The 1424-nt window shown below is 59.1% G+C and carries 1 protein-coding gene and 1 pseudogene; both read left to right on the top strand.

The genetic code is table 11. The annotated features are described in order from the left end of the window. Nucleotides 1-105: pseudogene (locus HNQ05_RS12110) on the top strand (IS481 family transposase); the annotation flags it as partial. 55 nt (nt 106-160) lie between these two features. Next, nucleotides 161-1198 carry a hypothetical protein gene (locus HNQ05_RS12105; RefSeq protein ID WP_147148276.1) on the top strand — a complete coding sequence of 346 codons (1038 nt, stop codon included), beginning with the start codon at nt 161-163 and terminating at the stop codon, nt 1196-1198. The last annotated feature ends 226 nt before the right edge of the window (nt 1199-1424 follow it).

Below are 1424 nucleotides of genomic sequence, written 5' to 3'. Positions count from 1 at the left end.
CTTCACTACTACAACTGGCACCGCCCCCACAGCAGCCTGGGCAACCAGGCCCCCGTCTCACGCTTGGGGGTTAGTGTGAACAACGTGGTGAGACTGCACAGCTAGGCATTTCCCACTTGCATTGTGTTTATACAAAATTATTTATGCTATAATACCATTTATGTTAAAGTTCGTTTTTTATATGCTGCTTTGGCTGGCATTGTGGCTATCTATGTCCTCGTGCGAGAAAGCCGAGCCGGAGCCGCCCGTCATGCAATTGCGCGGCGTTGTGCTGGAAGTTAAGCACTACCCTTCCGGCTCGATCTACTACCCTACGCGTGCCAAGCTGACCGTATTCGATGCGGCGGGAAACGTACTGAATCGAGCCGAGACCGCTGGGTTCTATGATCTTTCGGTTACCGGCGTACAGCCTGGTGACCGCCTTCTCCTTGTTGCGGAGAAGGGTTACCAAGAAGTTGTTGCACGAAACGAAAAGTGGGTTAACGTCCCCCAACAAGACACCGCCATCGCCGCTCCCGACTTGGCGCTGCTGCCGCCCGACCTTGGCGTTCTCTATCCCGGATCTGAGGCGTGGACCGCGGATGACGGCACCGTAATCGTAACGGCCGACACGGTACCGGAGAGCGTGGTCCGCATACAGGCTCTCGCGCTCGACCCCTCGCGGGACCGTGCCCTGTTCCCGGGTGAGTTCGCCGAAGAGGGCGGGCTGCAGCTGGCTTCGGCCGGCTTCTTGCAGGTGCGCATGTACGACGCAGAGGGCAACCAGGTGCGCACCGGCCAAAACCCTGTAAAGCTGCGCTTCAAACTTACCAAGGCGCAGGAAGGCTTTCTCTTCGACCTCAAACCCGGCTCGGGAACCTATGAGGTTCCCCTTTACGTCTACGACGACGGGAAGAGTACCTGGGTGCGCGTGGGCGAGGGGAGGCTCGTCACGATCGATGGCGATCCCGTCCCCGAGAGCGCCGAGGAAGACCTCATGAGCGGAACCTATCGGGATGAGGTCTTCCTCGAGGTCGATTACGGAGTCGCGCCCACCGCTCTCTCGCCCCGGGCCCTGCACAACGATAAAGCCACTACCCTTGAAGAGAGCGATGTTTACTTTACGGATGCGCTGAACTGCGACTACCCCCTGGTTCCTTGCGACGAGATCAACAGCGAGACTCAGGGTTGCCAAGTACTGGATGGGGGGCAGGGATGACAGCAACCAAACCTAGGCGCACTGTATTATTCGCCGCCCTTCTTGCAGTCGCTATCCTTTCGATACTTGGTTACCGCGCCTCGGGCAACGGGGCTACGAACACGGGCACCGACAGACCTTATGGTGAGGCCGTCATCCCCCCCACCGGCGGCGGGGTCGGCCTGCCGGGCAACGAAGTCTTCGTCTCCGTGGCTCCGGGCACCGTCGAAGAACCCATAAGGATACG

This window comes from Oceanithermus desulfurans, assembly GCF_014201675.1.
Taxonomy (GTDB): Bacteria; Deinococcota; Deinococci; order Deinococcales; family Marinithermaceae; genus Oceanithermus; species Oceanithermus desulfurans.
Note: the sequence above shows the minus strand (reverse complement) of the source record. Positions and strands in the feature narration are given on the sequence as shown.

What these genes read in the sequence shown, in the direction of transcription:
- HNQ05_RS12105 (WP_147148276.1), top strand. Translation starts at nt 161, where the DNA reads ATGTTAAAGTTCGTTTTTTATATGCTGCTTTGGCTGGCATTGTGGCTA.